Annotated in this window: 31 protein-coding genes and 1 riboswitch; of the genes, 12 read left to right on the forward strand and 19 right to left on the reverse strand. The window is 73.8% G+C overall.

Annotated features, from left to right (window positions below; genetic code table 11):
* Window positions 1-17: 17 nt before the first annotated feature.
* The 5 genes from IG63_RS22970 to IG63_RS0102340 form a co-directional block, all read right to left on the reverse strand.
* Window positions 18-605 (reverse strand): protein-tyrosine phosphatase family protein, encoded by a 588-nt coding sequence (locus IG63_RS22970; protein ID WP_169741745.1) that lies wholly within the window; start codon window positions 603-605, stop codon window positions 18-20.
* A 10-nt stretch (window positions 606-615) separates the two neighbouring features.
* A complete protein-coding gene (locus tag IG63_RS22975) occupies window positions 616-1,695 on the reverse strand; it encodes a hypothetical protein (protein ID WP_030482770.1) in 1,080 nt (359 codons plus the stop codon).
* Window positions 1,692-2,237, reverse strand: a complete 546-nt coding sequence (locus IG63_RS0102330) for an RNA polymerase sigma factor (protein ID WP_030482771.1) — start codon at window positions 2,235-2,237, stop codon at window positions 1,692-1,694. Before IG63_RS0102330 ends, IG63_RS22975 begins: the two co-directional genes overlap by 4 nt.
* Window positions 2,238-2,318: 81 nt before the next feature.
* Window positions 2,319-2,471: a hypothetical protein gene (locus IG63_RS22495; protein WP_157209981.1), complete on the reverse strand. Its 153-nt coding sequence runs from the start codon at window positions 2,469-2,471 to the stop codon at window positions 2,319-2,321.
* Window positions 2,472-2,596: 125 nt separating this feature from the next.
* Window positions 2,597-3,067, reverse strand: coding sequence for a hypothetical protein (locus tag IG63_RS0102340; RefSeq protein ID WP_030482772.1), 471 nt, complete (start codon window positions 3,065-3,067; stop codon window positions 2,597-2,599).
* Window positions 3,068-3,140: 73 nt separating this feature from the next.
* Between IG63_RS0102340 and IG63_RS0102345 the strand changes: the two genes are divergently transcribed.
* Complete coding sequence (locus IG63_RS0102345; protein WP_030482773.1) at window positions 3,141-3,647, forward strand: 2'-5' RNA ligase family protein; 507 nt, start codon at window positions 3,141-3,143, stop codon at window positions 3,645-3,647.
* A gap of 27 nt (window positions 3,648-3,674) precedes the next feature.
* On the opposite strand, the gene bfr is transcribed toward IG63_RS0102345, so the two are convergent.
* Window positions 3,675-4,163, reverse strand: coding sequence for a bacterioferritin (gene bfr / locus IG63_RS0102350; protein ID WP_030482774.1), 489 nt, complete (start codon window positions 4,161-4,163; stop codon window positions 3,675-3,677).
* Window positions 4,150-4,368, reverse strand: a complete 219-nt coding sequence (locus IG63_RS0102355) for a (2Fe-2S)-binding protein (RefSeq protein WP_051706057.1) — start codon at window positions 4,366-4,368, stop codon at window positions 4,150-4,152. Before IG63_RS0102355 ends, bfr begins: the two co-directional genes overlap by 14 nt.
* A 165-nt stretch (window positions 4,369-4,533) precedes the next feature.
* Here IG63_RS0102355 and zwf point away from each other — a divergent pair, with 165 nt between their 5' ends.
* A complete protein-coding gene (gene zwf / locus IG63_RS0102360) occupies window positions 4,534-5,982 on the forward strand; it encodes a glucose-6-phosphate dehydrogenase (RefSeq protein ID WP_030482776.1) in 1,449 nt (482 codons plus the stop codon).
* Window positions 5,975-7,801 (forward strand): glycoside hydrolase family 15 protein, encoded by a 1,827-nt coding sequence (locus IG63_RS0102365; RefSeq protein ID WP_030482777.1) that lies wholly within the window; start codon window positions 5,975-5,977, stop codon window positions 7,799-7,801. Before zwf ends, IG63_RS0102365 begins: the two co-directional genes overlap by 8 nt.
* Window positions 7,802-7,910: 109 nt before the next feature.
* On the opposite strand, the gene smpB is transcribed toward IG63_RS0102365, so the two are convergent.
* Window positions 7,911-8,399, reverse strand: a complete 489-nt coding sequence (gene smpB, locus IG63_RS0102370) for an SsrA-binding protein SmpB (RefSeq protein ID WP_030482778.1) — start codon at window positions 8,397-8,399, stop codon at window positions 7,911-7,913.
* 16 nt (window positions 8,400-8,415) lie between these two features.
* The gene (locus IG63_RS0102375; RefSeq protein WP_030482779.1) at window positions 8,416-8,892 is read right to left on the reverse strand and encodes an SRPBCC family protein; all 477 of its coding nucleotides are present in this window, start codon (window positions 8,890-8,892) and stop codon (window positions 8,416-8,418) included.
* 26 nt (window positions 8,893-8,918) lie between these two features.
* On the opposite strand from IG63_RS0102375, the gene IG63_RS0102380 reads away from it, so the two are divergent.
* The gene (locus IG63_RS0102380; RefSeq protein WP_030482780.1) at window positions 8,919-9,851 is read left to right on the forward strand and encodes a pyridoxal-phosphate dependent enzyme; all 933 of its coding nucleotides are present in this window, start codon (window positions 8,919-8,921) and stop codon (window positions 9,849-9,851) included.
* A 19-nt stretch (window positions 9,852-9,870) separates the two neighbouring features.
* On the opposite strand, the gene IG63_RS0102385 is transcribed toward IG63_RS0102380, so the two are convergent.
* Window positions 9,871-10,362 carry a cupin domain-containing protein gene (locus IG63_RS0102385; RefSeq protein ID WP_030482781.1) on the reverse strand — a complete coding sequence of 164 codons (492 nt, stop codon included), beginning with the start codon at window positions 10,360-10,362 and terminating at the stop codon, window positions 9,871-9,873.
* Entirely contained in the window at window positions 10,359-10,787 is a 429-nt protein-coding gene (locus IG63_RS0102390; protein WP_036194174.1) for a VOC family protein, read from the reverse strand. Before IG63_RS0102390 ends, IG63_RS0102385 begins: the two co-directional genes overlap by 4 nt.
* Window positions 10,788-10,839: 52 nt before the next feature.
* Here IG63_RS0102390 and IG63_RS0102395 point away from each other — a divergent pair, with 52 nt between their 5' ends.
* Both IG63_RS0102395 and IG63_RS0102400 read left to right on the forward strand, forming a co-directional pair.
* On the forward strand, window positions 10,840-11,478 hold the full coding sequence (locus tag IG63_RS0102395) for a TetR/AcrR family transcriptional regulator (protein ID WP_030482783.1): 639 nt from the start codon (window positions 10,840-10,842) through the stop codon (window positions 11,476-11,478).
* Window positions 11,479-11,521: 43 nt separating this feature from the next.
* Complete coding sequence (locus IG63_RS0102400; protein ID WP_030482784.1) at window positions 11,522-12,430, forward strand: alpha/beta fold hydrolase; 909 nt, start codon at window positions 11,522-11,524, stop codon at window positions 12,428-12,430.
* Here the strand turns inward: IG63_RS0102400 and IG63_RS0102405 are convergent.
* On the reverse strand, window positions 12,402-13,055 hold the full coding sequence (locus IG63_RS0102405) for a hypothetical protein (protein ID WP_030482785.1): 654 nt from the start codon (window positions 13,053-13,055) through the stop codon (window positions 12,402-12,404). The genes IG63_RS0102400 and IG63_RS0102405 overlap by 29 nt on opposite strands.
* Before the next feature lie 91 nt (window positions 13,056-13,146).
* Between IG63_RS0102405 and IG63_RS0102410 the strand changes: the two genes are divergently transcribed.
* Complete coding sequence (locus IG63_RS0102410; protein WP_030482786.1) at window positions 13,147-13,506, forward strand: hypothetical protein; 360 nt, start codon at window positions 13,147-13,149, stop codon at window positions 13,504-13,506.
* Between the two features lie 10 nt (window positions 13,507-13,516).
* Here the strand turns inward: IG63_RS0102410 and IG63_RS0102415 are convergent, their stop codons facing one another.
* The 5 genes from IG63_RS0102415 to IG63_RS0102435 all read right to left on the reverse strand — a co-directional run bounded on the left by IG63_RS0102415 (window position 13,517) and on the right by IG63_RS0102435 (window position 19,933).
* Window positions 13,517-14,233, reverse strand: coding sequence for a sulfotransferase-like domain-containing protein (locus tag IG63_RS0102415; RefSeq protein ID WP_051706059.1), 717 nt, complete (start codon window positions 14,231-14,233; stop codon window positions 13,517-13,519).
* A 94-nt stretch (window positions 14,234-14,327) separates the two neighbouring features.
* Window positions 14,328-16,463: a DEAD/DEAH box helicase gene (locus IG63_RS0102420; protein ID WP_030482788.1), complete on the reverse strand. Its 2,136-nt coding sequence runs from the start codon at window positions 16,461-16,463 to the stop codon at window positions 14,328-14,330.
* Between the two features lie 291 nt (window positions 16,464-16,754).
* The gene (locus IG63_RS0102425) at window positions 16,755-17,069 is read right to left on the reverse strand and encodes a DMT family transporter (protein ID WP_030482789.1); all 315 of its coding nucleotides are present in this window, start codon (window positions 17,067-17,069) and stop codon (window positions 16,755-16,757) included.
* Between the two features lie 11 nt (window positions 17,070-17,080).
* Window positions 17,081-17,148: riboswitch (guanidine-III (ykkC-III) riboswitch) on the reverse strand.
* A 51-nt stretch (window positions 17,149-17,199) separates the two neighbouring features.
* Entirely contained in the window at window positions 17,200-18,099 is a 900-nt protein-coding gene (locus IG63_RS0102430; RefSeq protein ID WP_030482790.1) for a cation diffusion facilitator family transporter, read from the reverse strand.
* Window positions 18,100-18,124: 25 nt separating this feature from the next.
* A complete protein-coding gene (locus IG63_RS0102435; protein WP_030482791.1) occupies window positions 18,125-19,933 on the reverse strand; it encodes a bifunctional sugar phosphate isomerase/epimerase/4-hydroxyphenylpyruvate dioxygenase family protein in 1,809 nt (602 codons plus the stop codon).
* Window positions 19,934-19,951: 18 nt separating this feature from the next.
* Here IG63_RS0102435 and IG63_RS0102440 point away from each other — a divergent pair, with 18 nt between their 5' ends.
* Window positions 19,952-20,584: an FMN-binding negative transcriptional regulator gene (locus IG63_RS0102440; RefSeq protein ID WP_030482792.1), complete on the forward strand. Its 633-nt coding sequence runs from the start codon at window positions 19,952-19,954 to the stop codon at window positions 20,582-20,584.
* On the opposite strand, the gene IG63_RS0102445 is transcribed toward IG63_RS0102440, so the two are convergent.
* Window positions 20,559-20,879 (reverse strand): putative quinol monooxygenase, encoded by a 321-nt coding sequence (locus IG63_RS0102445; RefSeq protein ID WP_036194177.1) that lies wholly within the window; start codon window positions 20,877-20,879, stop codon window positions 20,559-20,561. The two genes, IG63_RS0102440 and IG63_RS0102445, sit on opposite strands and share 26 nt — an antisense overlap.
* Window positions 20,880-21,010: 131 nt before the next feature.
* Here IG63_RS0102445 and IG63_RS0102450 point away from each other — a divergent pair, with 131 nt between their 5' ends.
* The gene (locus tag IG63_RS0102450) at window positions 21,011-22,153 is read left to right on the forward strand and encodes a DUF3500 domain-containing protein (RefSeq protein ID WP_211249170.1); all 1,143 of its coding nucleotides are present in this window, start codon (window positions 21,011-21,013) and stop codon (window positions 22,151-22,153) included.
* 21 nt (window positions 22,154-22,174) lie between these two features.
* Here the strand turns inward: IG63_RS0102450 and IG63_RS21960 are convergent, their stop codons facing one another.
* Complete coding sequence (locus tag IG63_RS21960; RefSeq protein ID WP_211249171.1) at window positions 22,175-23,038, reverse strand: SDR family NAD(P)-dependent oxidoreductase; 864 nt, start codon at window positions 23,036-23,038, stop codon at window positions 22,175-22,177.
* 70 nt (window positions 23,039-23,108) lie between these two features.
* Here IG63_RS21960 and IG63_RS20355 point away from each other — a divergent pair, with 70 nt between their 5' ends.
* The 3 genes from IG63_RS20355 to pdxT are packed head-to-tail and all read left to right on the forward strand — an operon-like array spanning window position 23,109 to window position 25,598.
* Window positions 23,109-24,050 (forward strand): SDR family NAD(P)-dependent oxidoreductase, encoded by a 942-nt coding sequence (locus IG63_RS20355; RefSeq protein ID WP_211249172.1) that lies wholly within the window; start codon window positions 23,109-23,111, stop codon window positions 24,048-24,050.
* 43 nt (window positions 24,051-24,093) lie between these two features.
* On the forward strand, window positions 24,094-25,017 hold the full coding sequence (pdxS, locus tag IG63_RS0102465; RefSeq protein ID WP_030482797.1) for a pyridoxal 5'-phosphate synthase lyase subunit PdxS: 924 nt from the start codon (window positions 24,094-24,096) through the stop codon (window positions 25,015-25,017).
* Window positions 25,014-25,598 carry a pyridoxal 5'-phosphate synthase glutaminase subunit PdxT gene (gene pdxT, locus IG63_RS0102470; RefSeq protein ID WP_030482798.1) on the forward strand — a complete coding sequence of 195 codons (585 nt, stop codon included), beginning with the start codon at window positions 25,014-25,016 and terminating at the stop codon, window positions 25,596-25,598. The genes pdxS and pdxT overlap by 4 nt, the downstream gene beginning before the upstream one ends.
* The last annotated feature ends 104 nt before the right edge of the window (window positions 25,599-25,702 follow it).

The following is a 25,702-nucleotide window of genomic DNA, read 5'->3' on the forward strand; positions in this document are numbered from 1 at the left end:
AGGCCCTCGGCCCCCGGTCACCAGCCCTGGGCGCGCTTGCGGCGGATCACGTCCGCGAGGTCGAGCCGGTGGGCCGCCCGCCAGGCCGCCACCCGCTCCAGGTCGCGGGCGAGCGCGTCGGGGGTGCCGTGCCGGCCGTGGTGCCAGCGCAGCGCGTCGTCGGCGTACGCCACGAAGGCGACCGGTCGCGCCGCGCGGATCAGCCCGAGGGCCTCCTCCGGGTCGACGCCCTGAGCCAGCAGCACGGCGAAGCCCAGCGAGGGTCCGCGGTTGATCCCCATGTGGCAGTGCGTGAGCACGGTGCCACCGGCGTCGAGCGCCTCCACGACCCAGGCGACACCGGCGTCGAACCACGCGTCGGGCACCCGCTGACCGGCGTCGTCCATGCCGTGGTGCAGGTAGCCGACGCCGGGTGCGTGCTCGGCGACGAAGGCGGCGTCGTCCCACTCGATGCGGCAGTCGACGACGTGGGTCAGGCCCGCCTCCACCAGCTCGCCCAGCTGCGCCTCGGCGAGGGACGCGTCGCGGGTGTCGAGGTCGCCGCCCACGAGCAGGTGGTCGGTGACGAAGCCCGCGTCGGCCACCGCCAGCGACCCCACGCTCACCAGTCCGCGCTCACGACCCGGGGTCCGGCTCGACGGGCGCCTGCTCGGACGCGCCGTCGGTGGCGCCGCCCTTGGCACCGTCGTCCTTGCCGACGCCGGCGCCGCCCGGCTCGGTCTCCGGGCTCGGCGTGGCGGTGTCGGACGGGCCCGACGTGGGACGCGACGACGGCGACGTGCCGGACGAGGGCGAGGGATCGGGTGTCGGCGCGGGCGAGCGGACCGGCACGGGCTGCGGCGCCACGCTGGGAGAGGCGCCGGGCAGGGGCCTGACCGAGGGACGCGGCTTGGCCACCGTCGCGGGCTGTCGCGGCCCGAAGGTCGGCGTCGGGCCGGGGTCAACGCCCGGACGGGGCGAGGACGACGGGGACGAGGGGGATGACGGGGACGAGGGAGACGACGGGGACGGGGCCGGTGCCGCGGCGGGGCCGTAGACGGGCCGGGGCGGCGGTGCCGCGGTCGCGCTCGTCGACGAGGGCCGGCGGGGAGTCGTGGTGGAGGGCTCGGCCTCCAGCGACGGGCGGGACGACGGCGCCCCCGACGGGCGAGGGAGCGGGAGGGGCTGGCGCGTGCCCGAGCGCGCGGTCGGAGCGACCGCCCGCGGGTCGCGCGCCGCCTCGCCGTCGGAGGGTGCGCTCGACGGCTGCGGCCTCGGCTCGGGCGGCAGCGACGAGAGCGGCGGCGCCCCGAGCGGCGGCTCGGCCGCGCGCTCGGAGGGCTCGGGGAAGTCGAAGGGCAGGTAGCCGCGCGAGAGGTCGGCCACCCGGTCCTGCCAGGGAGCCGGCAACGTGTTGGCCGCCGCCGAGAGCCCCGTGGCGGTGACGCCGGAGAGCGCCAGCACCAGCGCCGCCGACGCGGCGCTCGAGCGCTGGGCTCCTCCGCGCACGCGCCGCCGCTCCCGGCGGGGCCGCAGCGGCGTCGCGACCGCCTCCGGCTCGGCCCGGCCGAGCAGGGCCGCCAGCGCGGCCGACGGCGGCGGGGCGGCCGGGGGCTCGGCCAGCACGGTCAGGTCGCGCAGCAGCGCGGCCGCCTCCTCGGGCGGGGCGCCCATGGCCAGCAGCTCGTCGCGGAGCTCGTCGAGGACGCGGGTCATCGCACGCCCTCCCTCGAGGCCATCAGCTCACGGAGCCGCGCCAGCCCCCGCCGCTGCAGCTGCTTGACGGCGGGCACCGTCTTGCCGGTCACCGCCGCCGTCTGCTCCAGCGTCAGGTCGGCGATGACCCGCAGCGTCACGACCGCGCGCTGGTCGTCGCCCAGGTGCGCCATCAGTGCCACCGCCCGCTCGGCCTCGACAGTGCGCACGGCCGCGTGCTCGGCCGACTCCGAGACCCGGTCGTCGTGCTCGGGCTCGTAGGGGAGGCTGGCCGGCCTCCGGGCGCGGCGGCGTACGTCGTCGACCACGCGGGCGTGCGCCACGGAGAAGACCAGGGTGCGCAGTCCGTCGACGCCACCGCGGAGCGCGGCGAGACGTGGGTGGACCCCCAGGAAGACCTCGCTGGTGAGCCCTTCGGGGTCCTCGACCCCGCGGGCACGCAGGTAGCCGAGCACCTGCGGCGCGAGGGCGTCGTACACCTCGCCGAACGCCGCCGGGTCACCGACGGCAGCGCGGCCGACGACCTCCTCGGACAGCTCCACGTGCGACGACTCCTGGCCTGGTCGATGGCCCGAGCAGCCTGTCGGCCACCAACGGGGGGTAGGGGTGGCCGACAGGCTACGTCATCGGGGGTGCCGGAGGGTGCGGCCGAGGCCGCCCTGCTCCGCACCGGCGCCGCGGCCGACCTGGTGGTCGACCGTGGAGGTGGCACGCTCACGGGACTCCTCACCGCGGGGGGTGGTGTCGACGCACCGGGCACGCGGCATGTCCGGCATCGACTCCCCCCTCGGGTTTCGAGTCACCCTCGTGAACCTGTTCCACCCCGGTAATCGACGCAGGTGCCGAAAGGTTCCGCACGAATTTTCCACGCACCTCCGGGGCGTGGTGGAGCCGTGCGCCGTCAGCGGCTGAAGCGCTTGTCGCGCTCCTCGGCGTTGATGTCGGCCTGGAACTGGTAGCGCATCACGACGTCCATGAAGACCTTCCAGTCGACGTCGCGCGCCTGCACGATCGACCAGTTGTCGCGGTAGTGCCCGAAGGCGACCGACCCGTCGCGCACGAGCATGTCGACGCCGGGGTCCTCCATGTCGTAACGCTGCGTCGTCGAGCTGCGCACGATCTCGACCACCGAGCCGGTGACGATCACCTTCTGCGGCACCGTGACCGTGAGGAAGACCCAGCAGATGACGCAGACGATGGCCGCGCCGCCCGCGAGCGCCAGGTCACCGGTCGACTGCAGCTGCCAGCCGCGCCACCCGGCGGACGCCGTGGCGACGGCGGCGACGATGCCGAGCATCGCGATCCCCTTGCGGCCCGGGCTGCGCGCCACGTAGACGTGGTCGGGCTTCGCGGAGCCGGGACGGGTGGCCATGCTCCGAGAGTGCCATGACGAAAGCCCCATCGGTGATCAAATGGATGATTTCGTCGTCTGTCAGGGTGGCATCGTGGCCGACCCCCCACTCGTGCTGACGCTGGAATTGGCCGAGCCCGACCAGCGCCGCTTCGAGCGCGAGCGTGCCGCGCTCTTCCCGGAGGGCCGCACCCAGGTCGGCGCGCACGTCACGCTCTTCCACGCCCTGCCGGCCGCCCTGCGCCCCGAGGTGGAGGACGAGCTGGCGGCCGTGCACGACGTACGCCGCCCCGAGGTGACGGTGCGCGGCGTCCGCTCGCTGGGCCGCGGGGTCGCCTACGACCTGGCCTGCCCCTGGGTGGAGCAGCGCCACCAGCAGTGGCGACGGCGCTGGCGCCCGCACCTGACGCGGCAGGACGACGCGGGCCTGCGGCTGCACGTCACGGTGCAGAACAAGGTCGAGCCCGAGGTCGCCCGCCGCACCCTCGAGGAGCTGGGTCGCGACCTCACGCCCTGGACCACCGAGGCGGTCGCCCTGCAGCTCTGGCGCTACGACGGCGGTCCCTGGACCCACCTGGCCGACGGACCGTTCGCGCCCTGAGGCTCGTGCCGTCGCCGAGCCTCGACGTCAGCCTTGGGGCGTGGTGATCTCGATCGACTGCGAGAGGTACTGCGCGGCACCGACCCGCTTGATCGCCTCGAGCTGCGCCTCGAACCACTCGGCGTGCTGCTCCTCGTCCCGGACCATGTCCTCGAAGACGTCGGCGGTGCCGTGGTCGCCGAGGGTGTGGCACTCCTCGGCGGAGGCGTTGAACTGGGCGACGGCGGCCTTCTCGCTCTCGTAGGCGAGCGCCAGCATCTCCTCGGCGGTCTCGCCGATGGTGATGTTGCCCAGCCGCTGCACGTTGGGGTGACCCTCGAACATCAGGATCCGGTTGATCAGGTCGTCGGCGTCCTTCATCTCGTCGATGGAGAGGTCGTAGAAGACCTTGCCGAGCTTGGGCAGACCCCAGTTGTCGAGCATCCGCGCATGCAAGAAGTAGGTGTTGGTGACGGTGAGCTCGAAGGTGAGGGCGTCGTTGAGGAGCTCGACCACCCGGGGGCTAACTGGCTGCAACTTCGACTCCCGTCGTCGGCGCGACGCTCTCCAGTGCCGCGGTCGCCACATGCTCGCACAGCACGCGACGGACGGCGAAGATGCAGGATCCGCACTCCTGGCCGGCCCCCGTGGCCTTGCACACCTGCGCGGTCGTGCGGGCGCCGGCCCTGACGGCCTCCTCGACCTGGCGCTCGCCGACGACGGCGCAGTGGCAGAAGATCACAGGTGACTCCGGGTCCGGGGGGCGACGGAAGCTGAACGCAGGCAAGGCTTGCCTAAGAAGCTCCGGGCGTCAACCCGTACGCGACGCATCTCACGCCGTCGGGACCGGAGCCTCGAGACTCACCCGTCGTCGTGTGCGCACCCACCCCAGGGGTACACCTGGACCATGGCCTCCTTCGAGACCCTGCCCCCGCACGTCCTCGTCCTCTTCGGCGCCACCGGCGACCTGGCGGCCCGCAAGCTCTTCCCCGGGCTCTACCGGCTCGCGGCGGCCGGCCGGCTGCCCGAGGACTACCGCGTGATCGGCAGCGGTCGCCACTCCCCCGGCAGCGACGACGACTTCCGCACCCAGGTCGGCGACGGCCTGCGCAAGACCGTCGACGACCTCGACGACGAGCTGCTGGCGAGCTTCCTCGACCGGATCTCCTTCCAGACCTCCGACGCCGACGACGGCAGCGACCTCGCCAAGGCCGTGCGGGAGGCCGAGGAGCAGCTGGGCGACGACGTACGCCGCCTCGTCTACCTCTCCGTGCCCCCCGCGGCGATGCCCGGGATGATCGCGATGCTCGGGCGGGAGGACCTCACCGAGCGGGCCCGCCTGGTGATGGAGAAGCCCTTCGGCCTCGACCTCGAGAGCGCCCGCGAGCTCGACCGCAGCGTCAAGGAGGTGGCGGAGGAGGACCAGGTCTTCCGCATCGACCACTTCCTCGGCAAGGAGGCGGTGCAGAACATCCTGGCGCTGCGCTTCGCCAACGGCCTCTTCGAGCCGGCGTGGAACAGGCACAGCCTGGCCTCGGTGCAGATCGACGTGCCCGAGGACCTCGGCATGGAGGGGCGCGGCTCCTTCTACGAGTCCACCGGCTGCCTGCGCGACATGATCTCGACCCACCTGTGCCAGCTGCTCGGCTTCGTCGCGCTGGAGGACCCGGGCCGCTTCGAGGAGAAGGCGGTGCGCGACGCGAAGTCCCAGGTCTTCGCCGACCTGCAGCCGCTCGACCCCGCGCGCGTCATCCTGGGCCAGTACGACGGCTACCGCGACGAGGACGACGTGGCCGACGACTCCGACGTCGAGACCTTCGTGGCCATCGAGGCCCACGTCGACAACGACCGCTGGCGGGGCGTGCCCTTCTACCTGCGCACGGGCAAGCGGCTGGCGGTCTCCGACCGGGTCATCACGCTGCGCTTCAAGGGCCCCGACTGCACCCTCTTCGACGTCGACGAGGACGGCACCTGCCCGGCGCCCGGCTCGCTGCCGCCCAACGACCTGGTGCTGCGGCTGACCGACGACGCCGAGATCCACGTCGAGCTGCGTGCCAAGCGCCCCGGCCCCGACATGGAGCTGGTGCCCGCGGTGATGCACCTGCACGTGGCGGAGGCGGCCAACGGCTCCTCCCCGCTCGAGGCCTACGAGCGGCTGCTGCTCGACGTGATGCGTGGCGACCAGACCCTCTTCACCAGGGCCGACGAGGTCGACCGGCTGTGGCAGGTCGTGGCGCCGGTGCTGGAGCACCGGCCCGAGGTGCAGCCGTACGAGCAGGGCTCCTGGGGTCCGCGGGCCGCTAGTGAGCTCCCCGACGGCGGGTGGCAGCTCGAGCACTCCCCGTCGCATGGCTGAGGAGCTGCCGCAGGGTCACGACGACTTCCTGCCGATCGCCCACCACGGGCTGATCGGCGACCTGCGCACCTGCGCCCTGGTCGGGGCCGACGGCACCATCGACTGGTTCTGCGCCGGGCGCTTCGACTCCCCCAGTGTCTTCGCCTCGATCCTCGACCCCGAGCGGGGTGGCGCCTGGAGGCTGGGGTCGCGGGCCGACGACGTACGGACCTCGCAGTTCTACCTGCCCGACAGCAACATCCTGGTCACCCGCTTCATGACCGAGCGGGGCGTCGCCGAGGTCCACGACTTCATGCCGGTGCTGCGCGCCAAGGACCCCGACCACCGCCAGCGCGTCGTACGCCGCGTGAGCGCCGTGCGCGGCAAGGCCGAGCTCCGCATGGAGATGACGGCGCGGCCCGACTACGGCCGGATCGCCAGCACCGTCGAGCCGGTCGACCACGGCCTGCTGATCACCGGCGACGGCGTCCGGCTCGGGCTGACCGCCAGCTGCGACCTCGAGGTCAGCGACGGCACCGCGACCGCGACCTTCGACCTCGCCCAGGGCGAGGAGGTCCTCTTCGTGCTGGAGGTGCTCGACGACGAGGCCGAGGTCGCGTCGCCGGCCCAGGTCGACAGCGACCGGCTGCTGCAGCGCACCACGGACTTCTGGCGCACCTGGATCGGCCGGTCGAGCTACCGCGGCCGGTGGCGCGAGACCGTGCACCGCTCCGCGCTGACCCTCAAGCTGCTCACCCACGAGCCCAGCGGCGCCGTGATCGCCTCCCCGACGACCTCGCTGCCGGAGGCGATCGGCGGCGAGCGCAACTGGGACTACCGCTACGTCTGGATCCGCGACGCGGCCTTCAGCCTCTACGCGCTGCTGCGGCTGGGCTTCACCGAGGAGGCGGCCGACTTCGTGCGCTGGCTCTCCGAGCGGATGGCCGAGGACCACGACGGCGACGACCTCGGACCGCTTCGCGTGCTCTACACCATCGACGGCGAGCTGCCCCACGAGAGCGAGCTCGACCACCTGCGCGGCTACCGCGACTCCCGGCCGGTGCGCGTGGGCAACGGCGCCGTCGACCAGCTGCAGCTCGACATCTACGGCGAGCTGATCGACTCGGTCTACCTCTTCAACAAGTACGGCCCCGGCATCAGCGCCGACGCCTGGGCCGACCTGACCAGGGCCCTGGAGTGGCTGCTTGCGAACTGGGACCGCCCCGACGCCGGCATGTGGGAGATCCGCGACGAGCCCCGGCACCACACCACCTCGCTGCTGATGTGCTGGGTCGCGATCGAGCGGATGATGCGCACCGCGCGACAGCGTGGCCTCCCCGGCGACCTCTCGTCGTGGGCCGAGGTGCGCGACCAGATCTACGCGCGGCTGATGGAGCGGCACTGGAACGCCGACATCGGCGCCTTCACGCTGCACGACGAGGGCACCGACCTCGACGCCGGCGTGCTGCTGATGCCGCTGCTGAAGTTCGTGGCGCCCAACGACCCCCGCTTCCTCTCCACCCTGGCGGCGATCGAGGAGCGACTCGTCTCCGACAGCCTGGTCTTCCGCTACGACGTCGAGGCCTCCCCCGACGGCCTCAGCGGCGACGAGGGCACCTTCTCGCTGTGCTCCTTCTGGTACGTCGAGGCGCTCACCCGCGCCGGCCGGCTCGACGACGCCCAGCTGGCGCTGGAGAAGATGTTCACCTACGCCAACCACCTCGGCCTCTACGCCGAGCAGGTCGGCGTCGCCGGCGAGCAGCTGGGCAACTTCCCCCAGGCCTTCACCCACCTCTCGCTGATCTCCGCGGCCCTCAACCTCGACCACGAGCTGGGCTGAGTGGCACGCGGTTTCGCAAGTTGACTGGTGAAACTGGCACTTCCCCACCGAAGCTTCGGTCGGTGAGCGCTGGTTTCCCCAGCTAACTGGTGAAACCAGCAGCCCCGCATCAGCCCGTACGCCGCTTCATCCGGTGGCTGAACTCGCGCTCGATCTCGCGGGAGGCCTCACGCTCGGCGAGGGCGCGCCGCTTGTCGTAGTCGCGCTTGCCGCGGGCGAGGGCGATCTCGACCTTGGCGCGGCCGCCGGAGAAGTAGACCGACAGCGGGACCAGCGTGGTGCCCTTGGCCTCGAGCCGACGCTCGATGCGCGAGATCTCGCGGCGGTTGAGCAGCAGCTTGCGCTTGCGGCGTACGGCGTGGTTGGTCCAGGTGCCCTGGGCGTACTCCGGGATGTGCACCTGGTGCAGCCAGACCTCGCCGCCGCCGGGACCGGCCTCGACGTCGGCGAAGCCGTCGGTCAGCGAGCAGCGGCCGGCGCGCAGCGCCTTGACCTCGGTGCCGGTGAGGACCAGCCCCGCCTCCCAGGTCTCCTCGATCTCGTAGTCGTGGCGCGCCTTGCGGTTGCGCGCCACGACCTGCTCCTGCTCGGACCTCACCGGGCGATGGTGACAGTCAGGACCCGGTCTCGGCGATCCGTTTGATCGCCCCCAGCGTCCGGGGGATGCCGCTGAGCGCCGCCTGGGTGCGGTCCTCCACCTGCGCGGGGGCGTCGTCGCCGTACCGCTGCTCGAACATCGCCAGGCCGGCCGGCAGGAAGTCCCAGGTCTCGGTGAGCCGGGTGCCGCCCTGCACCGGCTGCAGCTCGAAGCCCCAGCGCACGAAGCCGTCACCGACGTGCCACGCGAACTCGCGGCCACGCGAGGCGACGACGACCTGCGAGCGGGTCTCCCAGGTGCGCGTGGGCGTGACGTTGCGGCCGGTGAACCACGAGCCCACGGCGCCCGGCACCGCGTCGTCGTCCCACCAGCACTCCTGGCAGATCGGGCTCCACTCGCCCGTGCGGGTGACGTCGCTGACGAGGTCGTAGAGCGTCTCCGGCGACGCCTCGACGACGACCGACTCCTGGTGGTGACGTGGTGAGGTCTCCATGCCCTCAGCCTGCCAGGATCGACATCATGGCGACCCTCGGCACCTACCCGACCCCCGTCGAGCCCGCGCCGCGACTGGCGGTGGCGCTCGGGCTCGACGAGCGCGACCTCTGGGTCAAGCGCGACGACCTGCTCGGCCTCGGCGCGGGCGGCAACAAGGTGCGCAAGATCGCACGCACCGCGACCGCCGCCGTCGAGCGCGGTGCCACGACGCTGGTCACCACCGGCGCCGCGCAGAGCAACCACGCCCGCGTCACCGCCGCGGCCGGCGCCCGTCTGGGCCTGGCCGTCGAGCTGGTGCTGCGGGGCGAGCAGCCCGAGGCGCCGACGGGCAACCTGCTGCTCGACGCGATGTTCGGCGCGACGCTGCGGTGGTCGGGCGACGTCGACACCCCGACGCTCGAGCGGCTCGCGGTCGAGCGCGTCGCCGAGCTCGGCCCCACCGCGGCGCTGATCCCGTACGGCGGCTCCGACGCCGTCGGCGCCGCGGCGTACGCCGACGCGGGGCACGAGCTGCTCGAGCAGGTGCCCGACGCGGCGCACGTCGTGGTCGCCGTCGGGTCGGGCGGCACCATGGCAGGACTCGTGGCGTCACTCGGCGCCGCGCGGGTGCTCGGCGTCGACACCGGCGCCGTGCCCGACCCGCTCGAGCGGGTGGCCCGACTCATCGTCGAGCTGGGCGGGCCGACCGCGGGGCTGCGGCTGCGTCGCGACCAGGTCGGCGACGGCTACTCCACCTTCCCCGCGCCGGTGCGGGAGGCGCTGCTGCTGGCCGCCCGCACCGAGGGCCTCGTGCTCGACCCCGTCTACACCGGCCGTGCCCTCGCGGGACTCGCCGCCGCGGTCCGGGAGGGCGACGTACGCCGCGGCGAGCGCACCGTGCTGCTGCACACCGGCGGCCTGCCGGGCCTGCTCGGCTCCCCCGAGGCGCAGGCGTGGGCGACCACCCTGGCGCCGTGAGCCGACGCCGCGGGCGGGCTCACGCGCCGTCGAGACTCATCGGCGGTCCCACGATGTCGATGGCGAGCTCCTCCGCAGCTGCGACGAGGGCGGCCACGTCGGGCGCCGAGGGCGTCGGCAGCCCGTCGGCGTCGGGTGGGCGCCCGATCCCGCGCACGTAGCGCTCGAACTGCGCCGGCGCGGTCAGCTGGAGACCCCGGACCGGACCGGCGGTGACGACGAAGCAGTGCTCGAGCCCGCGCGGCAGCAGCACGAAGCCTCCCGGGCCGAGCTCCCAGGTGCGACCGTCGCACTCGACGCGCAGCTCGCCGTCGATGAGGTAGAAGGCCTCGTCCTCGCGGCGGTGGACGTGGCGCGGCGGACCGAAGCCGACCGGCGCGTGCCACTCCAGGAAGGTGAAGGCGCCGTGCGTCTCCTCACCGGTGGCCTTGAGCGTCATGCGGCTGTCGAGGAACCACCAGGGCTCTCCGGCGTCGGCGGCGAGTGCGTAGCCGCGGGGGTCGAAGCTCATCGCGATCCCCCCTCGTGACCCAGCTCCTGACCACCGTCGTGCCGCTCGAGGGTGTAGAGCCGCAGCTCCACGCCGTCGGGATCGCGCAGGCCGACCAGCACCCACCCCTGGTGCCCCTGGACCACGCCCCCGTGCGGCTGGTCGAGGTCGTCGAGGTGCGCGGCCCAGTCCTTGAGCTCGGCGTGCGTGCCGACCAGGAGGCTCACGGGGTCGAAGCCGGAGAGGGCCCGGGCTCGCTCCGGCTCGTGACGCAGCGCCAGCCTGAGGTCGCTGCCGGGCTCGCGCAGGGCGACCCCCCGCAGCTCGCCCTCCTCGACGAACTCGATCTCGACCTCGAGCCCGAGGACCTCCTCGTACCAGCGTCGACTGCGCCCGACGTCGGCCACGGGGAGCTTCACGTGGTGGATCCCTCTCAGCACGGGCATGTCGGCCTCCTGCAGACCTAATTAGAGTTGACTCTAGAGTAGAGTCCAACGCGTGGCCGACGCTGTCAAGACCTCCTCCCCCACGCCCCGCGGCGACCGCGCCCGCACCACTCGCCGGCGCATCGTGCTGGCGGCCCGCGACCTCTTCCTGCGCGACGGGTACGCCGCCACGACGCTGCAGGCGATCGCCGACGCGGCCGGGGTCGCGGTCCAGACGGTCTACTTCCACTTCGGCAACAAGCGCACCGTGCTCAGGCACGTCGTCGACGTCGCGGCGACCGGCGACGACGAGCCGGTCCCGCTGCTCGAGCGCCCCTGGGTCGCACGGATGCGGGACGCCCCCGACGCCGCGTCGGCGCTCGAGGTGTGGGCCGAGGTCAGCCAGGAGATCTACGAGCGCATCGTCCCCGTCATGCGGGTCGTGCGCGAGGCGGCGGGGAGCGACCCCGACATGGACGCGCAGGAGCGCACCAACCGGCGGCAGACCCTCGCCGCGCACGGCATGCTCGCCGCGCACCTCGCCGAGCGCGGTGCGCTGCGCGCCGATCTCGACGAGACCGCGGCCGCCGAGGAGCTCTTCGTGCTCTTCGGCCTCGACGTGCACGTGCTCGTGACGCGTGAGCTCGGGTGGTCGGTCGACCGCTGGCGCGCATGGGCGGTCGCCACCGCCGTCCGCACCGTGCTCCGCTGACCCTGCGCGCGTACGCCGGCGCACGGCGGGGCACCCTGGCCACGTGAGCGAGCTCCCTCCCGTCCGCGCCGCCTTCGACGGCTTCACCGAGCACGACGTCGAGGTCGGCGGCACCACCGTGCACGCCGTGGTCGGCGGTGACGGACCTCCGGTGCTGCTGCTCCACGGCTACCCCCAGACCCACGTCATGTGGCACGCGGTGGCGGCGACCCTGGCCGAGCACCACACGGTGGTGGCGGCCGACCTCCGCGGCTACGGCGACTCCGCCAAGCCCCACGGCGACCCCGAGCACGAGACCTACGGCAAGCGCGCCATGGCCGCCGACCAGGTGGGCCTGATGCGGGCGCTCGGGCACGAGCGCTTCGCCGTCGTCGGGCACGACCGCGGCGCTCGCGTCGCCCACCGGCTCTGCCTCGACCACCCCGAGGCCGTCACCCGCGCCGCCGTGCTCGACATCGCCCCCACGCGGCACGTGCTTCACCACGTCGACCTGACCCTGGCCCGCGCCTACGAGCACTGGTTCTTCCTGTCCCAGCAGGGCGACCTCCCCGAGCGGATGATCGAGCCCGTCGCCGAGACCTACCTGCGCAGCAAGCTGGCCGCCTGGTCCGCCGACGGCGTCGTCTTCGAGCAGGGCGCCGTCGGCGAGTACGTCCGTTGCTTCGACGCCGCCTCGATCCACGCCACCTGCGAGGATTACCGGGCCGGGGTGACCAGCGACCTCGCGCTCGACGAGGCGTCGTACGACGAGGGCCTGCGTGTCGGCTGCCCGCTGCTCGTCCTCTGGGGCGCGCAGGGGCTCGTCGGCCGTGCCTACGACGTGCTCGACGTCTGGCGCTCCTACGCTGCCTGCCCCGACCTCGTCACCGGCCACGCCCTCGACTGCGGTCACTTCCTGCCCGAGGAGCGTCCCGAGGAGACGGTCAGGGCCCTCCTCGACTTCCTCGGGTGAGCCGCTCGACGGCGGCGACGAGCGCGTCGTAGCTGCCGAACTCCGGCCCTGACGGCATCAGGTGGTCCCTCGCACCGACCAGCGCGCCGCACCCGTCGAGGAAGAGGCCCTGGATCCCCGACTGTCCAAGCACCCCGCCCGCGGCCAGGTCGGCGCGCCGTTGCAGGCGTGGCGGCGCGGCGGAGACGACCGCCAGCAGCCGGGTCCCGGAGGGGACCGCCTCGGCGAAGTCACCCGCATCGAACACCTGCCTGCCGGAGCCGCCCTCCTCGGCGCCGCGCCAGAAGGCCAGGTACGCCGCGCCGTCCTGGACCACGGGCTCCCCGCTGTCGCGGAGCACGCGGTCGACCTCGATGCGCATCACCACGTGACGGCGCAGGCTCTCGGTGTAGCCACCCACCCGCCCGACGACGACGATGCCGTCGTACTGCGCGAGCAGCTGCTCCCACGACGCGATGGCCTGATAGTCGTACCTCACGGTCCGGAAGACGCCGACGTCGATCGGCCGGCAGGACGACGAGCTCGCTGGCGTCGGCACCACCCTGGGCGAGGTGCCTGCCTCGGGCGAGCAGGCCGAGACGAGGGCGCCGAGCACCGCCGCGGCGACGACCCGTCTGCAGATCACCTCGCTACGACGCGCACGTGGCTGCACGCGTTCCCCGGCTGCGGCGACGTCCTGCCCGCGGAGACGGCGGCACCCCTGCGAGACTGCTGGCATGACAACCGCGCGACCCACCGCCGTGCTGCTCGGTGGGCTCGCTGCCTTCCAGGCCGGCCTCGCGGTCGGCGCCCCGTGGGGGCGGGCGGCGTACGGCGGCCAGCACCCCGGCCCGCTGCCGACGCGGCTGCGCACGGTGAGCGGGGTCGCGAGCGCGGCGTACGCCGCCGCGGCGCTCGCGCTCGCCGCCGACGGGACCAGCGAGCCGGTGCGGCGCCGCCTGCTGCGCGGGGTCGTCGGTCTCGTCGGCACCGGCACCCTCGTCAACGCCGCCTCGCGCTCGCCGGTCGAGCGCGCCGTGTGGACGCCGTACTGCGCCGTCACGGGCGCCCTCGCCCTCCGCGCGCTGCGGGGCTGAGCGCGACGACTCAGAGCGCGTGCGCGACCAGCCGCTCGTACACCGGGAGCGCGTCGGCGTAGGCCTCCTGCAGCCGGGGCTCGTCGTCGCCGGGGGGAGACGGCGGGGGCGACATCGTGCCGAAGCCGGTCGTGCGCGACGTGGAGGCGTGCCACTCCTCCCACAGCTCCCACTCCGGGCGCATGCCCGGTTCCCAGGTCAGCGTCTCGGGCCGGTGGTCGAGGCCGATCCGCTCGCACCAGCGCTCGACGACGGCGTCCGGGTCGTCACAGAGACGGTTGGCGTCGACGACCACCAGCGGCTGCCCCACCTCCTCGACGACGTCGGCGGCCCGGCCCAGGTCGGGCCACCCGGTCTCGGCGTCGGTGAAGTCGGGCCAGCGGCGCGCCAGCGAGCGCAGCGCCCCCGACGGGTGGCGCACCAGGAAGGAGTTGCGGAAGCGGCCGAGCACGTCGGCCTCGAGCAGGTCGACCGCGTGGTAGGCCATGTCCTTGACGAAGACTGGCCGCTCCTCGGCCGCCTCCTCGATCTCCTCCAGCACCTCGCGAGCCGCACTGTGCGGGATCGTCTCGGCGTACCGCTGCGAGTGCCGGTCGGGACCGAAGTAGTACGCCCGCGAGAAGGGCTCGTCGAGTACGGTGTGGTCACCGCGCTCGCTCACCATCCGCTCGAACGACGTCGAGACCGAGCGCGGCACGCTCCACAGCACGATGACCGGGTAACTCACGCGACTTAGTATGCGGGACGCCGTGGCCAGGGCTTGTCCTGCGGGCGAAGCCGCCGCGACGAACGACGCCGCCGGCCCCGCGCCGTACGCCGCCCTACGCCGCCTCGCGGTCCTGCAGGGCGCCGGTGAGCAGGCCGACCAGGGCCTCGAGCTGGACGTCGACGGAGGTGGCGACGCCCTCGCCGGCGCCGTCGAGCGCGCGGGCGGCGAGGCCGGCCTTGCGGTCGATGACCTCGGCGATGCGGGTGTCGATGGTCTGCGTGGCGATGATGCGCCAGGCGGTGACCGGGGTGTCCTGGCCGATGCGGTGGACGCGGTCGATCGCCTGGGTCTGCTCGGCATCGGTCCACGACAGCTCGGCCAGCACCAAGTCGGAGGCCACCTGCAGGTTGAGCCCCACGCCCGCGGCGGTCAGCGAGCAGACGATCACGCTCACGTCGGGGTCGTTGACGAAGGCGTCGATCTGCTCCTGGCGCGACTTGGTGGTCTGGTCGCCGCGCACCGAGGAGTAGCGCAGCCCCCGGCGCTCGAAGAGCTGGCTGGCGGTGTCCATGACGTCGACGTGCTTGGCGAAGAAGACGACCTTGCCGACGTTGCGCGCCAGCTGCGCGGCGTAGTCGGCGGCGAGCCCGGCCTTGGCCTGGCCGATGCGCCGCAGCATGCCGAAGACGTTCTCGGTGCTGCTGGAGTCGGAGTCCTCGCGCTCCCACGTGGCCACGCGGCGCACGAGGTCGTGGTCGATGCCCTCGACCACCTGGCCGGACTGGCGGGTCGCGATGGCGCTGTCGTAGCGGCGCACCAGGCGGGCGGCGAGCTCGCGCTCGGCCTCGCGGATGGAGCGCCCGGCCTCGTCGTCGAGCTCGACGGGGAGGTCGGCGATGCGACGGGCGGGGATGTCCTTGGCGACGTCGACCTTGCGGCGACGCACGATGCCCATGTCGACCACGCACTGGCGTGCCGCCGGGTAGAAGCCCGGGTCCTGCGGCGTCATGCCGGTCGCCTCGAGCTTGCTCATCAGGGTCGCGAGCGGCTTCTTGTCGTCGATCCAGCCGAGGAACTCCCAGATGGCCTGGAAGTCCTCGATGTCGTTGATCAGCGGCGTGCCGGTCAGCGCCATCAGCAGCGGGCGCCCGGTGCGGGAGCGGATCTGCTCGGAGAGCTGCAGCACGAGCTGCGAGCGCTGCGACTGCTTGTTCTTGATGAAGTGCGCCTCGTCGACCACCATGCTGCGGAAGCCGAAGTCGCCCAGCCAGCCCACGTGGCGGTCGAGCACCTCGTAGTTGACGATCACGATGTCGGCGAAGCCGTCGACGTCGTGGCCGTCGCCGTGGATCACCGTGGCCTCGCGCTGCGGCGTCCAGATGCCCGCCTCGCGCGCCCAGTTGGTCTTCACCACGTTGGGGACCACCACGAGCATCGGGAAGGCGTCGGCCGCCTGCGCGGCGAGCAGCGCCTGCGCGGTCTTGCCGAGGCCGGGCTCGTCGGCGAGCAGGAAGGTGCGGTGGCCAGCGGCCGCGGCGGCGACGAGCTGCGCCTGGTGCGGCATCAGCTCCAGGCCGTCGGGGGCCTTGAAGGCGCTCGCCTCGGGCAGCGCCATGCAGGCCGACGCGCCCTCCCCGGCGTACTCGAAGGAGCGGAAGAGGGGACCCAGCAGCTCCCAGCCCGCCAGCCGCTTGGCGGCGGGACGACGGTCCTCGGCGGTGCTGAAGTCGGGCACCAGGAAGGGGTTGGAGAGACGTCGCTGCACCACCGACTGCGGCGTCACCTGCCGCTGCGAGCTGGGCAGCACGACGTCGGGCGTCACGGGCTCGGGCTCGTCGGGCACCTCGAGCCCGGCGGCCTCGAGCATCTCGCGCTTGAGCCGCTTGGCGGCGTCGCTGATCTCGGCCGACTGGTCGAGCAGGGTGAAGAGCGTGCTGTCGCGGGCGGCCGTGGTGGCCATGATCGTGGCGATGCCGTCGAGGCGCTTGAGCTGCTCGGCCCGGCGCGAGTCGTTGAGCGTCTCGTCGGCCTTGACCCGCGCCCGCTCCTCGCGGGCGAGCAGGCCCACGACCTGGAACTTCGTGCGCACCGAGGGCATCACCGACCCCCGGCCGACGGCGTTCTCCACCTCGCGGACGGTGCGCGCGAGGACGGGGATGATCCCCTCGTTGTCGCGCTCGGCGTGGCCGCCGTTGCGGCGTCGCTGTCCTCCGCGACGCTGCTGCGTGCGCTGGCCTCCTCGGGCCACAGGCTCCTCCTCGGTGTGCGGGTCCGGATCCCGGACCGGCACGACTGGCTCCGTCGCTTCTGCTGGCGTCGGCGGCGGTACGACGCGTCGCCGGGACACCCCTCTCGGGTCACTCGGACCCGCTCCCCGTGCTGCGTCCCGTCGGGCCCGAGGGCTTGGATCGGGCCGGAGCCGGACCCGAACGGGTCATCTCCGACGACAGGACGACGGCCACGCGCGGCAGCCGCCTCCACCACCATACCCGAGGTCGGCCGCCGTGGCCTGCCGACCACGGGAGCCGGACGACGACGCTCAGTGCAACAGCTTGAGCCCGGCGACGCAGCCGACGATCCCGGCGAGCAGCAGCACCCGCACGGCGCTCACCGGCTCCTCGCCCGCCCACATGGCCCAGGCCACCGTGAGCACCGCGCCGATCCCCACCCACACGGCGTACGCCGTGCCGAGCGGCAGCTCCCGCATCGCGTAGGCCAGGCCGAGCATGCTCAGCACCAGCCCGACCACGAAGACGACGCTCGGACCGAGCCGGGTGAAGCCCTCCGAGCGACCCAGGGCGGTGGCCCACACGGCCTCGAGCACCCCGGCGACGACGAGCACGAACCACGACATGACGCTCTCCTCGAGCATCGTCTTGTCGGGGGGCCGGGTACGACGCGCCTCGTCCGGCGGCCTGCTGGTCAGGCACCTCCAGGGTGGCACGACGCATGAGCCGGGGCCAGCGAAGACGGGGAGGCGTCGGTCACCAGTCGATCTCGTGGCACTGCGCCGTCGGAGCCGCCTCGACCTGCAGCGTCGCGTGCTCGACGTGGTGGTGCTCGCGCAGCACCAGCTGCGCCTCCAGGAGCACGGCGTGGGCGTCGGCACCGCCCGCGACGACGAGGTGGGCGGTCGCGACGTTCATGCCCGAGGTGAGCACCCAGACGTGGAGGTCGTGCACGTCGGCGACGCCGCGCACGGCCTCGAGGTCGCGCACGAGCGCGTCGAGCTCGACCTCCGCCGGCACGTGCTGCCCCAGCACGGCGAGCACCTGGCGACCGAGCAGCACCGCGCGCACGGCGACGAAGACCCCGATGGCGACCGCCACGCCGGTGTCCCACCAGGCGTCGCCCGTCGCCACCACCAGCAGCCCGGCCGCGACCACGCCCACGCTGCCGGCCGCGTCGGCCACCACCTCGTAGTAGGCACCCTTGACCGTCAGCGACTCGCTGGCGCCACCGCGCAGGAGCAGCATCGAGACCAGGTTGACCAGGAGGCCCAGGCCGCCGACGAGCAGCATGGTGCCGGTCTGCACCTCGACGGGGCTGCCGAGCCGCGAGACCGCCTCGGCCACGACGTACGCCGACACCCCGAGCATGATGAGCACCGTCAGGCCGGAGGCGAGGATCTCGGCCCGGTAGGAGCCGTAGGACCGGCGACCGGTCGGGTCGGGCCGGGTGGCGATGCGGGTGGCGGTCAGCGCGGCGCCGAGGGCGACGACGTCGGCCGCCATGTGGCCCGCGTCGGAGATCAGGGCCAGCGAGCCGGAGACGAGACCGGCGACCAGCTCGACGACGAAGAAGGTCGCGACGAGCCCGAAGGCGAGCACGAGACGCCACCGGTGGCGTCCCGCGGCGCTGGCGTGCCCGTGGCCCGCACCCATCAGGGCACCGCCGCGGTGCGCCCGGTCACGTCCGTCCCTGGGCGGCGAGCCGGATCGGGGCGTTGGTCGCGCCGTAGCCGTCGTAGCGACCCCGGCGCTCGACGACCTCGAGGAAGACCTCGCCGACGGTGCGCGTGTAGAAGTGCACGAACTCGCCCTCGGCGTCGCGCTCGTAGAGCAGGTCGAGGTCGCGCAGCTCGGCGACGACGTCGTCGGCGAGGCCGTAGCGCGCGACGAGGTCGTCGTAGTAGTTGGCCGGGACGGGCAGGAAGCGCGTGCCCCGCTCGCGGGCGCGCCGCGCGACCGCGACGACGTCGTCGCAGGCGACCGCCACGTGCTGGGCCAGCCCCTCGGTCGCGGCGGGAGCGACGTTGAGCGGCAGCCGCACCGCGCCGTCGGCGGTGCGCATCACCTGGCTGCGCACCAGCCCGCGCGGGCCGGCGACCTTGGTGCCGGTCTCGGCGTCGAGGCCGAGCACGGAGGTGTAGAAGAGCACCGCCTCGTCGAAGTCGGCCCACGGCTGCGCGAGGTTGACGTGGTCGAGGCGGGCACCGTCGAGCGGCGACGCCACGGCCTGCGCCGCGCCCTCGAACTCCTCCACCCACGGCGCGTCGGCGCCCGCCGGTGAGACGCAGAGGAAGACTTCCGTGCCGTCGGGGGCGGCGATCGCGTCGAGCGGCAGCTCCGTGGCATAGGTACGCCGGTGCACCCGCGGCGCCATCAGCTCCCCGGCCCGTGCGGCCGCGGCGCGTGGGTCCGCGACGTCGAAGCCGACCGCGGCGACGTGGGGCACCTGGTCGCGGGCCTGCTGCTCGTTGAGGACGACGCGGGCGTCGCCGGCGGTCCAGAGCCGGACCGGCTTGGTGCGGTGCCGGCCGCGGAAGCGGAAGCCGAGCTGGTCGAGCAGCACCTCGACCTCGCCGGTGTCCTCGCCCTTGACCTCGACGAAGTCGAAGCCGGTCGGTGCGGGCGCGGGGGTCAGGCGGCGCCACCCCGCGGAGCCGGCCGGCGGCTCCGCGACCTGCGCGGCGGCGGCGTCCTCGAGCCAGACCAGCGAGCGCAGCGCGTGCGTCGCGGTGCGGCGTACGTCGGTCTGCCGGAAGGTGTCGTTGAAGACCTCGAGCGACAGCGGGCCGTCGTAGCCGGTGCGCAGCACGTGGGCCACGAAGCCCGCGAGGTCGAAGCTGCCCTCCCCGGGGAAGAGCCGGTGGTGGCGCGACCACGACAGCACGTCCATCGACAGGTCGGGGGCGTCGGCGAGCTGCAGGAAGAAGATTCGCTCGCCGGGGATCTCCTCGATCGCGGCGGGGTCGTGCCCCCGGCTCAGGATGTGGAAGGAGTCGAGGCAGAGCCCGACCGCGGGGTGGTCGGCGAGCTCGACGATGCGCCAGGAGCGGCGGTAGTCGTCGACGTGGCGGCCCCACGCGAGCGCCTCGAAGGCGATGCGCGCGTCGTAGCGCTGGGCCAGCTCGCCGAGCCGGCGCAGCTGCGCGGCCGAGACCTCGTCGGAGTCGACGCTCGCGGTGGCGACGTTGGAGCACACCAGCATCAGGTCGATGCCCAGCCGCTGCATCAGGGCGAGCTTGGCCTCGGCGCGGCGCAGGTTGTCCTCGAGCTGCTCCTCCGTGACGCCCTCGAAGTCGCGGAAGGGCTGGTAGAGGTCGAGGGTCAGCCCCAGCCGCGCGGCGAGCGCCCGCACCTCCTCGGGACTGTGGTCGCTGGCGACGAGGTCGGGCTCGAAGACCTCGATGCCGTCGAAGCCCGCGGCGGCGCAGGCGTGCATCTTCTCCACCAGGGTGCCGCTGAGGCAGACGGTCGCGACCGAGGTACGCATTCCTGGGACGATAGCGAGATGTACACCCCGCGCTTCAACGCCGTCGCCGACGAGGCCGAGGTACGCCGCACGGTCGCCGCCGTCGGGTCGGCCCAGCTCGTCTCGACGGGCCCCGACGGGTATCCCGCCGCCACCCTGCTGCCGGTCGTCTGGCGCGACGACGTCGTGGTCGCGCACCTCGCCCGCGCCAACGACCACTGGCAGCACCTCGACGGCGCTTCCGTGCTGCTCGTGGTCACGGGACCCGACGCCTACGTCTCGCCGGGCTGGTACGCCGCCAAGGCAGAGCACGGCCGCGTCGTGCCGACGTGGAACTACTCCGTCGTGCAGCTGCGCGGGCGTGCCCGCGTGCACCAGGACCCCGCGTGGCTGCGCCGCGCCGTCGACGACCTGACCGACGCCCACGAGGCGCACCGGCCTCAGCCGTGGGGCACCGACGACGCGCCGGCGGCGTACGTCGAGGGTCAGCTGCGCGGCATCGTCGGCGTCGAGGTGCGGGTGGAGCAGGTCGAGGCCAAGGCCAAGCTCAGCCAGAACCGCTCCGAGGCGGACCGCGACGGCGTCGTCACTGGGCTGCTCGCCGAGCCCGACCCCCGCGCGGCGGCGGTGGCCGGGCAGATGCGGGTCAGGCGATCCGGCGCAGCCGGTTGATCGTGAGGCCGTCGCCGTCGAGCAGCCCGCCCATCCGGTCGGCGAAGTCGACCAGGTGCGGGGTGGCGAGGTGGGCGTCGAGGTGCGCCGCGGACTCCCAGTTCTCGTAGAAGAAGAACGTCCCCGGCTCCTCGACGCTCTCGTGCAGGTCGTAGTTGACGTAGCCCTCCTCCTGCGAGGTCGGCTCGACGAGCGCCTGCAGCGCCTCGCGCAGCTCGTCCTCCTTGCCGGGCGCGGCCTTCATGGAGGCGATCACGGTGAGCAGGTCGCGGTTGTCGTCGGTGGGTGTCGGCACGGTGGTCTCCCGGGGTGAGCACGGTCAGGTGGGCAGGACGCTAGGGGCGGCGTAGCCCGCACCACCAGGGGTCTTCTCACCGGGCGCGAACGACGGTCGGCAGCGCCGGCGCGATGCCCTACGTTGGCGCCGTGGAGACCGATCCCCGACGCGCGGCCGCCGACCGCATGGCCGAGGCGGCCGCCGCCTGGCTCGGCTCGCTCGACGACGAGCAGCGGCGTACGGCGCAGGGCCACCCGCCGGGTGACGACCCGTCGGAGGCCGGCGACGCCGAGCGGCGGCGCTGGTTCTACACCCCCACCGACCACGGCGGCCTCACCATGCACCAGCAGCGTCCGGCGCAGCAGCGCGGCGCGATGCGGCTCGTCGCGAGCGGGCTCTCGACCGCCGGCTACGTCACGGTCGCCACGACCATGGGGCTGGAGAACGTGCTCGACCACGTCGAGGGCTTCACCGTGCGCTTCGACCGCGAGCGGGGCCGCGACCCGGGGCTCTACTACCTGCGGGTCTTCGGCGATCCGGGCGGCGCGCGGCCGTGGGGGTGGCGCTTCGGCGGTCACCACGTCTCGCTCAACAACCTGGTCGTCGGAGGCGAGCTGGTCGCCACCACCCCGTGCTTCTTGGGCGCCGACCCCGCCGTCTCGCCCCTGCTGGGCGGCGCGCTCAACCGCCCCCTCGGCCGGGTCGAGGATCTCGCCCGCGAGCTGGTGGGCTCGCTCCCCGAGGAGCTGCGCGCCCGCGCGGTGCTGCTGCCGAAACCGCCGTCCGACCTCGTCACCGCCAACCGCACCACCGTGGGCCCGGGCGACCGGGTGGTGCCGCTCGCCGGCATCTGGCGCGGCCCGCGCTTCTCCGACGACGGCGAGCAGGCAGCGCTGCAGGCGCTCAGCGACCGCATCGACGACGCGGCCGGCTTCGAGGAGTCCGACCACGCCGCCGTCGAGCTGACCGAGGAGCCACGCGGCGTGGCGGGGGCCGACCTCGACCACGGCCAGCGCGGGCTGCTGCGCGACCTGCTGGGCTGCTACCTCGGGCGGGTGCCCGAAGGCGTCGCGCCGGCGTACGACGACGCCGCGCTCGACGCGGTGCACCTCGCCTGGGCCGGCCCCCTCGAGCCGGGCTCGCCGCACTACTACCGGCTGCAGGGCCCACGGCTGCTGGTCGAGTGGGACAACACCCAGCGCGAGGCCAACCACGCCCACTCCGTGTGGCGCGACCCCGAGTCCGACTTCGGGCTCGACGTGCTCGCCGCCCACCGCGCCGCCCACCACTGAGGCCGCCGTCGGTGCGCAGGCTCAGCGGCGCGACAGCAGCCGGAAGCCCGGGCCCACGAGCCGGTCGTAGAGCGCCGGCACTGCGGTGAAGGCACCGATCAGCGCGTAGTTGGTCAGCGCCGTCTGGCTGCCCAGGCGCGGCGCGTCGAGGTGCCGCACGATCTTGGCCGCCACCACCTCCGCGCTGACGGCCGGCGGTGGTGCGACGCTGCGCCGACCCCCGTCGTCGAGCGCGCGCTCGTAGATCGGCGTCTCGACGCTGCCGGGCGAGACGTAGGCGATCCGCACCCCCGGCAGGTCGGCGTTCTCGATCTTCAGCTGGCGCGCCAGCGCGCGCACGCCCCACTTGCTCACGACGTACGCCGTCATCTCGGGCACCGCGACGTGGCCCAGCAGCGAGCCGACGAGCACGAGGGTGCCGTGACGCTGCCGGCGCAGCACGCGCAGCGCGTGGCGCGAGACGTGGGCGGAGCCGCCGAGGTTGACGTCGACGACCGTGGCGAAGTCGTCGGGCGAGGTCTCCTCGAAGCGGCCGTAGGTCACCAGCCCGGCGCAGTGCGCGACGGCGTCGAGGCGACCGTGGCGGTGCACCACGTCGTCGACCACGGCGGCGACCGCGCCGTCGTCGGCCACGTCGCACGGCGCGACGTCGGCGGTGCCTCCGGCCGAGCGACAGGCGTCGGCGACCTCGCGCAGCTGCTCGCGCCGGCGCGCGACGAGCACGACGTGGTGGCCGCGGGCGGCGAGGGCGAGCGCGGTCGCGCGGCCGATGCCGCTCGACGCGCCGGTCACGAGGGTGACGGGGGCAGTGGGCACGGGTCGCTCGGGGACGTCGACCTCCTGGTCGTCTCGCGGGGGATGCTGCGGGTGGTCCTGCTGGGTCACTGCGGTGCTCCTCGGTCGGAGCGGGGCTGCGCTGGGGGGTACCCGGCGCCCTGGTGGGCACTCCCCGGGCGTGACCCGTCGCGACCGCACCCACGCCCGGCCACACCCCCGCGCCGTGGTCGTCGTCGGCGCGACCTCGGGCATCGGCCTGGCCACCGCGCGCCGCCTCTCCGCGCACGGCGACCAGCTGGTGCTGGTGGCTCGCGACGAGCAGCGGCTGCAGGAGGTCGCGGCGTCGCTGCCCGGACCGGCCGTCGTCGCGCCCGCCGACCTCGGCACCGGCGAGGGCGTCGCCGAGGCCCTCGCCGCGTGCGCGGCGGCGTACGGCCGGGTCGACGCGGTCGTCACGACGGCGCAGACCATGGCCTACGGCAGCGTCGAGCAGGTGCCCGAGGAGGTGCTCGCCTCGGTCGTCGACGTCGGCGTCCACGGCACCGCACGGCTCGCCCGGGAGGCGCTGCCCCGCTTCCGCGAGCAGGGCGGTGGGCAGCTCGTCGTCGTCGGCTCCCTGCTGGCCGAGATCTCGGTGCCGGGCATGGGCGCCTACTGCGCCGCCAAGTGGGGGCAGCTCGCCCTGGTGCGCGCGCTCCAGCTCGAGACCCGCCGCCAGCGCGGCGTCCACGTGAGCCTGGTGGTGCCCGGGGCGGTCGACACCCCGATCTACCACCAGGCCGCCACCTACGCCGGCAGCCCGGGCTCCGCGCCGCCCCCCGTCGTCGGCCCCGACGCCGTCGCGCGGGCGATCGAGCGCTGCCTGCAGCGGCCGCGGCGCACGGTCCAGGTGGGGCCGGCCAACCGGGTGGTGCGCGCCGGCTTCCGCTACCTGCCCGGCCCGTACGCCGTCCTCGTGGGTCCCCTCGTGCGCCGCATCGCCCTGCGCGGACCGACCACCCCCGACCACGCCGGCAACGTGCTCGCCGCCCGGCCCGAGGCCGAGGCCGAGCGCGGCGGGTGGACCCCGTGGGGCGCGCTCCGCGACGGCCACGGGCGCGCACGCTGGCGTCGCCGCTGACCCGGGGTGCGCGGCACCCGCGCACGGGAGGATGATCTGACCCATGAGCGAGAGCACCACCAGCACGGGCACCACCCAGGGCCACGACGGCACCGGCAGCACGCGCGTCAAGCGCGGGCTGGCCGAGATGCTCAAGGGCGGCGTGATCATGGACGTCGTCACCGCCGAGCAGGCCAAGATCGCCGAGGACGCCGGCGCCGTCGCCGTGATGGCGCTCGAGCGCGTGCCCGCCGACATCCGCGCGCAGGGCGGCGTCTCCCGGATGAGCGACCCCGACATGATCGACGGCATCATCGAGGCCGTCTCGATCCCGGTGATGGCCAAGGCCCGCATCGGTCACTTCGTCGAGGCGCAGGTGCTGCAGAGCCTGGGCGTCGACTACGTCGACGAGTCCGAGGTGCTCACCCCCGCCGACTACGCCCACCACATCGACAAGTGGCAGTTCACCGTGCCCTTCGTCTGCGGCGCCACCAACCTCGGCGAGGCGCTGCGGCGCATCACCGAGGGCGCGGCGATGATCCGCTCCAAGGGCGAGGCCGGCACCGGCGACGTCTCCAACGCCACCACCCACATGCGCACGCTGCGCGCCGAGATCTCCCGGCTCTCCTCGATGAGCCACGACGAGCTCTACGTCGCCGCGAAGGAGCTGCAGGCGCCGTACGACCTGGTCCGCGAGGTCGCCGAGGCCGGACGCCTCCCCGTCGTGCTCTTCACGGCCGGCGGCATCGCCACCCCCGCCGACGCCGCGATGATGATGCAGCTCGGCGCCGAGGGCGTCTTCGTCGGCTCCGGCATTTTCAAGGCCGGCAACCCCGCGCAGCGCGCCGCGGCCATCGTCGAGGCCACCACCTTCCACGACGACCCCGACGTCATCGCCAAGGTCTCGCGCGGCCTCGGCGAGGCGATGGTCGGCATCAACGTCGACGACATCCCGCAGCCGCACCGGCTGGCCGAGCGCGGCTGGTGACGGCGGGACCGCTCGTCGGGGTCCTCGCCGTCCAGGGAGACGTCCGCGAGCACGTCCGCGCCCTCGAGGCCTGCGGCGCCACCACCCGCCTGGTCCGCCGACCCGCCGAGCTCGACGACCTCGACGGGCTGGTGCTGCCCGGCGGCGAGTCCACCACCATGGACCGGCTGCTGCGCGCCTTCGACCTGCGCGACCCGCTCCGCGAGGCGCTCGCCGGCGGGTTGGCGGCGTACGGCTCGTGCGCGGGGATGATCCTGCTCGCCGACCGGCTGCTCGACGGTGTCGTCGGCCAGCAGACGATCGGCGGCCTCGACGTCACCGTGCGTCGCAACGCCTTCGGCCGCCAGGTCGACTCCTTCGAGGGCGACCTCGACGTGGTCGGCCTCGACTCCCCCGTGCACGCCGTCTTCATCCGTGCTCCCTGGGTCGAGCAGCACGGACCCGCGGTCGAGGTGCTCGCCCGCGCCCATGACCACCCCGTCATGGTCCGTCAGGGCCGCCTCCTCGCCTCCGCCTTCCACCCCGAGCTCGTCGGCGACCACCGCATCCACCGCCTCTTCGTCGACCTCGCCCGCTCCTGACGCCCCACACCCCGGGTGGTCGAGGAGGTCGCGCAGCGACCGTCTCGAGACCCCGCAACCCAGCCCGCGAACTTGTCCACAGATCTTCGAACGCACGTTCTATT

Source organism: Nocardioides aequoreus (assembly GCF_000720335.1).
GTDB classification, from domain to species: domain Bacteria; phylum Actinomycetota; class Actinomycetes; order Propionibacteriales; family Nocardioidaceae; genus Marmoricola; species Marmoricola aequoreus.

Excerpts from the sequence above, each read along its gene's own strand:
- IG63_RS22495 (WP_157209981.1), bottom strand. The coding sequence starts at position 2,471 with ATGCCGGACATGCCGCGTGCCCGGTGCGTCGACACCACCCCCCGCGGT.
- IG63_RS0102430 (WP_030482790.1), bottom strand. The coding sequence starts at position 18,099 with ATGGGTGCGGGCCACGGGCACGCCAGCGCCGCGGGACGCCACCGGTGG.
- IG63_RS0102385 (WP_030482781.1), bottom strand. The coding sequence starts at position 10,362 with ATGAGCTTCGACCCCCGCGGCTACGCACTCGCCGCCGACGCCGGAGAG.
- zwf (WP_030482776.1), top strand. The coding sequence starts at position 4,534 with ATGGCCTCCTTCGAGACCCTGCCCCCGCACGTCCTCGTCCTCTTCGGC.
- IG63_RS0102375 (WP_030482779.1), bottom strand. The coding sequence starts at position 8,892 with ATGGAGACCTCACCACGTCACCACCAGGAGTCGGTCGTCGTCGAGGCG.
- IG63_RS0102340 (WP_030482772.1), bottom strand. The coding sequence starts at position 3,067 with ATGGCCACCCGTCCCGGCTCCGCGAAGCCCGACCACGTCTACGTGGCG.
- IG63_RS22975 (WP_030482770.1), bottom strand. The coding sequence starts at position 1,695 with ATGACCCGCGTCCTCGACGAGCTCCGCGACGAGCTGCTGGCCATGGGC.
- IG63_RS0102435 (WP_030482791.1), bottom strand. The coding sequence starts at position 19,933 with ATGCGTACCTCGGTCGCGACCGTCTGCCTCAGCGGCACCCTGGTGGAG.
- IG63_RS0102440 (WP_030482792.1), top strand. The coding sequence starts at position 19,952 with ATGTACACCCCGCGCTTCAACGCCGTCGCCGACGAGGCCGAGGTACGC.
- pdxS (WP_030482797.1), top strand. The coding sequence starts at position 24,094 with ATGAGCGAGAGCACCACCAGCACGGGCACCACCCAGGGCCACGACGGC.
- IG63_RS0102410 (WP_030482786.1), top strand. The coding sequence starts at position 13,147 with ATGACAACCGCGCGACCCACCGCCGTGCTGCTCGGTGGGCTCGCTGCC.
- IG63_RS0102365 (WP_030482777.1), top strand. The coding sequence starts at position 5,975 with ATGGCTGAGGAGCTGCCGCAGGGTCACGACGACTTCCTGCCGATCGCC.
- IG63_RS0102425 (WP_030482789.1), bottom strand. The coding sequence starts at position 17,069 with ATGTCGTGGTTCGTGCTCGTCGTCGCCGGGGTGCTCGAGGCCGTGTGG.
- IG63_RS0102380 (WP_030482780.1), top strand. The coding sequence starts at position 8,919 with ATGGCGACCCTCGGCACCTACCCGACCCCCGTCGAGCCCGCGCCGCGA.
- IG63_RS0102390 (WP_036194174.1), bottom strand. The coding sequence starts at position 10,787 with ATGCCCGTGCTGAGAGGGATCCACCACGTGAAGCTCCCCGTGGCCGAC.